The following is a 7331-nucleotide window of genomic DNA, read 5'->3' on the forward strand; positions in this document are numbered from 1 at the left end:
GAGCGAAAGCTTAGCGATTTTAATAAAATTTTCAAAGGTTGCGTCAGCGAAAATCGCATCTGTCTTGAGCGAAATTTAGTAATTTTTCAAAGTACTCAATTTACAATTTTAAAATAGAGGCTAAAATGGAATTTGATAAATGGACTCTTCAAGCCATTAGATACGATGAGGCTATAATGAGCTGGATGGAAGAGAGAAGATACGATTGGGTTCCTCTTGCCGCGTCCGCTCTTGAGAAGATAGTTTTGGGAAATAGTATCATTATCATAACGGATAAAGATAGAGAGTGGTTTGGAGAGTATATTTTATACTCTCTTAACAAGTCCGATAAAAATAGACCCCTTATACCAACCTATCTTTTAAAAGATATTGTTCCATATATAGACAATATTAAAAAAGACGAAGATATCGATCTTTTATACGATATGTTAGACCTATCTTTTAAAGGTGACTATTTTTTTTGGTATATAGGAAAGGGAGATAATAGCAGGGCGATGATCGCAAAAAGAAAAGATGACAGTTTTTTGTGGATTATGGATGAACAGATGCAAAACAATTTTTATTTAAAATCGTTTGATGATCTTTTGGATTTAAAACTTTTTCAACTTTTTAGACTATTTGATAAAAGCTTAGATGCCGCGATATTTGGTGAAATTGAACTAAAAGCATGATCGATTTAAAAAGTCAGATTGTAATATGCGAAGATCTTGAAAAGATAAAAGATTTCTTATCAAATACTTTATCTAAAGAAAACCTTGTTATCATAGAAAATGAAGAGCTAAAAGTAGAAGATGCAAAAGAGGCTATAAGACAAGCTTATATAAGCAGCGAAAAAGAAAAATATATTGTTTTAATAGCAAAAAAATTTAATATCTACTCTCAAAACGCTCTTTTAAAAATTATTGAAGAGCCTCCAAAAAACGTAAATTTTATTATTGTAACCAACTCCAAATCGTCCCTTCTTCCTACGATCAAATCAAGACTTCCTTCGGTAAATATTTCAAAAAAAGAGTTAAAAGATATAGATATCGATATAAAAAGTATAGATTTAAATTTTATTTACGATTTTTTACAAAAAAATAGAAAAATTGAAAAAAACGAAGCTAAAATCCTTATAGAAAATCTATTAACCAAAGCTATAGAAGAGGGATATGAATTAAGAGAGGATGAGATAGACTTTTTTGCAGATAGCATAAGACTTTTAGAATTAAACGCAAATGCGATAAATATTTTGACAACGATATTTTTAATGATTTTGGATATTAAAAAGAGGTAAAAATGCATATTAAAAGATTGGACTCTTTGAGTGATGTTAAAAAGATTATGAAAAATTTGGATGTGGATAAAGTCGGAATAAAAATAATGTCCAAAAAGAGTAAAATCTATCTTTTTTATATTAAAAATATGCATATAGCCGCAGCAAATATTTTAAAGCAGGACGCACTATCCATTGGAGCCGAGCTTGCTATTCCAAACGGTGTTATAAGTTGCAAATTTAAAAGTTGTGACGCTTTATTGATAGGAACAAAAAAACATATGGAAATATTAAGCAAAAAAGAGCTTGCTCAGCCCTACGGCTTAAAAGGACTTGCAAAAAAGTTAAGAGAGTATTTGAGTGAGAGAGAGTTTGATCTAAAAATTATGGGAGTAATAAACGCAAACGATGATAGTTTTTATCCAAAAAGCAGATTTAAAGGGCAAAAGGCTATTGAAAAAATCGAAAATATGATAAAAGAGGGCGCGGATATTATCGATATCGGAGGAATGTCTACAAGACCTGGAAGCTTAGAAATAGAAGAAAAGGAAGAGTTTAGTAGGGTCAAACCGATAATTGATGAAATTTATAAAAACTCTATTTATGAAAAAGTTATATTTAGTATCGATAGCTATAGGGCCAAAATCGTAAAATATGCTCTTGATAAAGGTTTTAAAATAGCAAACGATATCACTGGTTTGCAAGATGACGATATAGCAAAAATTGTCGCAAAATATAACGCAAAAGTGGTAATTATGCATAAAAAAGGAAATATAAAAGATATGCAAAAAAATCCAGTATACGAAGATGTTACTATAGAGGTGGGAGATTTTTTTGAATCAAGAATAAAAAAAGCTTTGAATTTTGGAATAAAAAAAGAAAATATCATATTAGACCCGGGAATCGGTTTTGGTAAAAAACTAGAGCACAATATTGAGTTGTTGCAAAATCTGAGCGATTTTAAAAGATTTGGATGTGAAATTTTGGTAGGCGCAAGTAGAAAATCGATGATAGATATGATTATCAAAACTCCTGTGGAGCAAAGGTTGCCAGGAACATTGGCTATTCATTTAAAAGCCGCTCAAAACGGGGCTTCTATTATCAGATGCCACGATGTATATGAGCATAAACAGGCTTTTGAAGTTTATAAAAAGTTAAACGATTTTAACCAATAATCCTTTTAAATAAAGAGAATAGGGGTTGTTTAAAATATATGGATGATCTATATCTTGATATAGATGTTCTATTATTTTTATCTGTTTTTGCGTATCCTTTGAAGCCTTTAACAAAATCTTTTCCAAATCTTTTAGATCTATATAATATGAACAGGAAAATATAGCCAAATATCCCTCATCTTCAGTAACTTTTAAGCCGTTTACGGCTAAATCCTTAAACCCTCTCAAAGCTGTACTCTTTTGAGCTTTGCTTTTTGCAAAGGATGGAGGATCGATGATAACCATATCAAACTTTTTTTTCTCTTTTCTTAGCACTCTTAGATAATCAAAAGCGTTTTGGGTGATAAACGTAGCTTCTTTACTGTTTAATAGAAAATTTTTTTTAGCGTTTTGTATGGCTTTTTGAGAAATATCAACAGCTGTAATTTGTGCATCTTTTATCTTTGCGCCATAAAGGCCAAATCCTCCGGTATTACAAAAAAGATCCAATACTTTTGATTTTTGTTTTATATATCTGGTTAGAATTTTTCTATTTTTCCTTTGATCAAGATAAAATCCGGTTTTTTGCCCCTCTAAAATATCTACGATAAATTTTATACCGTTTTCTTCAATGACTATCTCATTTGGAATCTCACCAATGATTTCTGATTTAAAATCTTTGATTCCCTCTTTTTTTAAAGAGTATAAATCACCGCTTATAACTATGGATTTTGGAGTTAAAACCTCCCCGATAGCTTCCAATATCTCGTTTTTAAATTTTAAAATAGCCGCTGTGTTAAAAAACAAGGAGAGATGATCATCATAACTATCCAAAATAATCCCCGGTAAAAAATCTCCTTCTGAGTGTATTATCCTTTTTGCGTTTGAATCGATATCAACTCTCTCGATTAGGGCTTTTTGGATCCTTTTGATAAAAAAGTTTTTATCTATTTTTTCCTCTTTAAAAGATAAAACTCTAATGGATATGGTGCTTTTTGGGTTTATATAGCCTACGGCTAAAAATTTTTTATTTTCATCTAAGATTTTAACTAAAGAGATATCATCGATTTTTGTTAATATATCGCTTTTGTAAACCCAAGGAAAAAACTCTTTTAAAGATTTGGAAGCTTTTTTATTTACTATAACTTCTCTCATTTTATACCTTTTTTGATAAATTATACTTAAACTTACATATAATCAAAGATAAAGTCGCTCCTACTATTGCGCATGCCATATCTTTTTGACTATCCCAAACATCCCCTTGAGTTATTAAATAAAACCCTTTTTGGGATGAGTGAGATATCTCAACTATTACCCATTCTGCGATCTCGTATGCGGCCGCTATGGATGTTATATATAAAAAGGCTATTAATAAAGATAGATTTAAGCTATATTTTTGGTGATAATATATTTCGAAAAAAGAGGGAAACACTAAAAGCCCAAAAAGAAAATGAACAAACCTGTCATAATAGTTTCTTTTTTGCCCAAATATCTCAAAGGTAAAATAGGGAACGTCGTTATATGTAAAATATGATCCTATTAAATGGGCTACAGCGAAGATCGCAAGAAGCAAAAAAGCGGTTTTTGAGAAGTTATATCGAAAATCAAGATATAAAACGGTTGGAAACATAAAAAAAATAAGTAAATTTTCCGCAAACCATATAACCCTATCGTTTGGGGATATTGCAAAAATTAGCCAAATTATGATAAAAATAGCAATAATTATTTTTTTCATAATCACATTATAACAAAAGGATGATATTGCATCAAAAAATAAAGTTTTTAAAAAATCCAAAATTAACAACCATCAAAAACGATTTTTTGGGAGTTCCATATAAAAGAGGAAGATTTATTGGAGAGTTTAACGCAAGAGAGATAAAAATAAAATATAAAACAAAAAATATTTTACTTTTTATCAAAAAATTTTTAAAAAAAGAAATTGAGATAGAAAAAACTCCACTGCCGATTATTAAAGATAGAAGTTTTTTAAAAGAGAAAAAAGATTTTATTATATGGCTTGGTCACGCGTCATTTTTAATTCAGTGCAATCAAAAAAGATTTTTGATTGATCCTTGTTTTAGCTCTATGCCTTTTAAAAAAAGAATTACCCCGGCTCCTTTTCATATAAAAGAGCTTGGAAAGATAGATTATCTTTTGGTTTCTCACGGGCATCATGATCATTTGGATCTAAAGACCATCAAATATGCTAAAAATCAGATAAAAGAGGCACTTTTGCCGTTAAAAATGGGAAGACTTATAAAAAGGGTAAATTCTCATATCCAATTTCAAGAAGCGGGATGGTATCAAAAATATGATATTAAGGAAAAAGATATTGAAGTTTTTTTCCTTCCGGCTCATCATTGGCATAGAAGAAATTTTTTTGATTATAACAGAGTTTTATGGGGAAGTTTTTTAATAAAATGCAGAGATAAAAATATATTTTTTGCAGGAGATACTGGATATAACGTTCATTTTAAAGAGATAAAAAGGATATTTAAAAAAATCGATATAGCGATAATGCCTATAAATCCTCCCTATGTAATACCAGGTTCTCATATGACACATTCAGAGACCGTTATAGCTTTAAAAGAACTATCTCCAAAATATATAATTCCGATGCATTATGGAGCTTTTAATCTAACTGCCGAGTCAACTTCAAAGCTTTTATCTTGGTTTAAAAACCTTGAAAAAGTAGAAGGAATTGATTCAAATCTTATACTCCCCTCAATCGGTGAAATTGTAAAAATTTAAATATAAAATTTATTAATAGATTTATTTTAAATATTATTAAACAATTTTATAGTTATAATAAGTTGTAAAAGGTTTACTGTTTTTTGTAAGGTTTTTTTATGCTAAATCTATCAACTAAGCAGATTTTAACTAATTTAAAAAGCGAAAAAGAGTTTTTTTTCGAGTTTCAAAAAGATTTTGTAGATATTTTTTCTCGAAATATCTCTTTAGCAAAACCCGGACTTATTAGCTCTTCGGCTTTGCAAACGTTTGGTATAAAACTTTTTACACTATTATTTGGCTTTCAAAAAGATCCAACCGAAGAACTTTACCTATTTTCCAAAAAACTTGCGCAAAACGATATCAATCTAAAACCGGTTATTATAAAGTCTTTACTAAATAGTATAGGAAAATTTGCTATCTATCTAGCCGATAAAGAGGAGTCTATTGAAAAATTAAAAAATTTAATAACTTTAGTTGACATTTATTTAACTACGATAGATAAAGCTTATATGGATTATTATGAAGAGATAAAAAAAGCATTAAAAAATAAAGAGAGTGAAAATAAAGAGATTTTGTTATCTTTGATTCAAAAGATCAAAGATAAAAACGAAGAAGTGGATATTATAGATTTTTATAAAGAACTTCCAATAGTTTTAAAAAGTAAAATTTTAAAAATATTCGATGAAAAAATCGTTGTTAGCATCTATGCTGGCAAATTTAGCTATCTAAAAAAAGAGGAGATAGTATATTTAAAACATCCATATTTTCCAAAACCTATAAAAGCGAATATTTTTGATTTAGATCCAAAAAGCGAGACTTTAACTCTTTATAATTTTATTTTTAGTGAAATAGAGCAAGATAAAAGAAGATTTGTCAGAGTTCAACCCGAAAAAATTATTGAGGTAAATCTTTCATTTGAAAATAGGGTTTTTAAAGGATATATAAAAGATATATCCATTGGAGGAATAGGAGTATATTTAGAAAATATTGAAGATCTTAAAAAAGAGAGCGAATTGGAGATATTTTTCCTTTTGTCTTCAAAACCTGTAAAAACAAAGGGCAAGGTCAAATATATTCAAAAAACGGACAATTTTAATATTTTAGGGATTGACTATTTTTCAAATTTAGATATTAAAACCGAAGAGACCATATCAAGCTATATTACGCATAGGCAGTTTGAGATATTGAAAGAGTTAAAGGCTAAATAGTGAAAGTCATAATTTTATTATTTTTTTTCATTATACTTATGTTTGCTCAAAATCCAATAGATCCTATACCAAAAAGAAACGGCGTTTTAACGGAAAAAGAGAGGCTTGGGAAAACTCTTTTTTTTGATCCCAATCTTTCAAAGGACAAAAAAATATCTTGTGCAAGTTGTCATAAAAAGAAGTATGGAGGATCAAACGGTAAACAAAAAGGGATCGGCGTTTTTGGAAGAGTTACAAAATATAACGTTCCCTCGATTTATAATCTTAGATATCAATATGTTTACGGTTGGAAAAGAAAAAGTTACTCTCTAAAGAAAAAGATAGAAGAGATTATGAAAGATCCAAATATTATGGATACGGATTTTAAAGGGGTGATTTTTTATCTTGAAAATAGCCAATTTTTTAAAAAAAAGTTTTTAAAAATATATAAAAAAATCGATAAAGAAGCAGTTTTGGACGCATTGAAGTCTTATATCCTAACTTTAACGACGCCCGATAGCAAATTTGATCTTTTTTTAAAACATAAAGTTAAATTAACCAACAGAGAGTTAAAAGGTTTTGAACTTTTTAAGAAATTTGGATGTATCGCTTGCCATAACGGAAAAACCGTCGGAGGGCATCTTTATTTCAGATATGGATATTTTTTAAAAAGCAAAAGCTCCTTAGAGGTTAAATGTCCTTCGTTAAGAAACGTTGAAAAAAGCGGACCCTATTTTCACCACGGAAAAATAAAAAGTTTAAAAGAGGCAGTGATTTGGATGGCAAAAGTTCAATTAGGTAGAGATATATCCGAAGAAGAGGCCGAATATATAGTGGATTTTTTAAAATGTTTGACGGGAAAAATTGATGATAAAATGGATTAAAATATTTATAATTTTGATTTTTTTAGTTTTTTTTTCAATTTATATAGATAGGATATTAAGCTATAAAGAGACTATCAAAATTTACAATTTCGAAGATAAATTGGGAAAACTTTTGATA

General features: G+C 29.0%; 8 protein-coding genes. 6 read left to right on the forward strand and 2 right to left on the reverse strand.

What is annotated here, in order from left to right:
• The first annotated feature begins 125 nt into the window (after positions 1 to 125).
• From AC30RD_RS03235 to folP, 3 genes are read left to right on the forward strand one after another with little or no spacing between them, the layout of a single operon-like run.
• The gene (locus tag AC30RD_RS03235) at positions 126 to 671 is read left to right on the forward strand and encodes a HobA family DNA replication regulator (protein WP_489492784.1); all 546 of its coding nucleotides are present in this window, start codon (positions 126 to 128) and stop codon (positions 669 to 671) included.
• A complete protein-coding gene (locus AC30RD_RS03240) occupies positions 668 to 1276 on the forward strand; it encodes a DNA polymerase III subunit delta' (RefSeq protein ID WP_489492785.1) in 609 nt (202 codons plus the stop codon). Before AC30RD_RS03235 ends, AC30RD_RS03240 begins: the two co-directional genes overlap by 4 nt.
• 2 nt (positions 1277 to 1278) lie before the next feature.
• A complete protein-coding gene (gene folP / locus AC30RD_RS03245; protein WP_489492786.1) occupies positions 1279 to 2430 on the forward strand; it encodes a dihydropteroate synthase in 1152 nt (383 codons plus the stop codon).
• Here folP and AC30RD_RS03250 read toward each other — a convergent pair.
• Together AC30RD_RS03250 and AC30RD_RS03255 are read right to left on the reverse strand one after the other, a co-directional pair.
• The gene (locus AC30RD_RS03250) at positions 2410 to 3564 is read right to left on the reverse strand and encodes a class I SAM-dependent rRNA methyltransferase (RefSeq protein WP_489492787.1); all 1155 of its coding nucleotides are present in this window, start codon (positions 3562 to 3564) and stop codon (positions 2410 to 2412) included. The two genes, folP and AC30RD_RS03250, sit on opposite strands and share 21 nt — an antisense overlap.
• Position 3565: 1 nt before the next feature.
• Positions 3566 to 4144 (reverse strand): DUF2238 domain-containing protein, encoded by a 579-nt coding sequence (locus AC30RD_RS03255; protein WP_489492788.1) that lies wholly within the window; start codon positions 4142 to 4144, stop codon positions 3566 to 3568.
• Positions 4145 to 4170: 26 nt separating this feature from the next.
• Between AC30RD_RS03255 and AC30RD_RS03260 the strand changes: the two genes are divergently transcribed.
• The 3 genes from AC30RD_RS03260 (at position 4171) to AC30RD_RS03270 (ending at position 7213) form a co-directional block, all read left to right on the forward strand.
• Complete coding sequence (locus AC30RD_RS03260) at positions 4171 to 5160, forward strand: MBL fold metallo-hydrolase (RefSeq protein ID WP_489492790.1); 990 nt, start codon at positions 4171 to 4173, stop codon at positions 5158 to 5160.
• Between the two features lie 98 nt (positions 5161 to 5258).
• On the forward strand, positions 5259 to 6350 hold the full coding sequence (locus tag AC30RD_RS03265; protein ID WP_489492791.1) for a PilZ domain-containing protein: 1092 nt from the start codon (positions 5259 to 5261) through the stop codon (positions 6348 to 6350).
• Positions 6350 to 7213, forward strand: a complete 864-nt coding sequence (locus tag AC30RD_RS03270; protein ID WP_489492793.1) for a cytochrome-c peroxidase — start codon at positions 6350 to 6352, stop codon at positions 7211 to 7213. The genes AC30RD_RS03265 and AC30RD_RS03270 overlap by 1 nt, the downstream gene beginning before the upstream one ends.
• The last annotated feature ends 118 nt before the right edge of the window (positions 7214 to 7331 follow it).

Source organism: Nitrosophilus sp. (assembly GCF_982775275.1).

Coding starts and splice junctions, on each gene's coding strand:
- AC30RD_RS03265 (WP_489492791.1), top strand. CDS start 5,259: ATGCTAAATCTATCAACTAAGCAGATTTTAACTAATTTAAAAAGCGAA.
- AC30RD_RS03250 (WP_489492787.1), bottom strand. CDS start 3,564: ATGAGAGAAGTTATAGTAAATAAAAAAGCTTCCAAATCTTTAAAAGAG.
- AC30RD_RS03240 (WP_489492785.1), top strand. CDS start 668: ATGATCGATTTAAAAAGTCAGATTGTAATATGCGAAGATCTTGAAAAG.
- folP (WP_489492786.1), top strand. CDS start 1,279: ATGCATATTAAAAGATTGGACTCTTTGAGTGATGTTAAAAAGATTATG.
- AC30RD_RS03235 (WP_489492784.1), top strand. CDS start 126: ATGGAATTTGATAAATGGACTCTTCAAGCCATTAGATACGATGAGGCT.
- AC30RD_RS03255 (WP_489492788.1), bottom strand. CDS start 4,144: ATGAAAAAAATAATTATTGCTATTTTTATCATAATTTGGCTAATTTTT.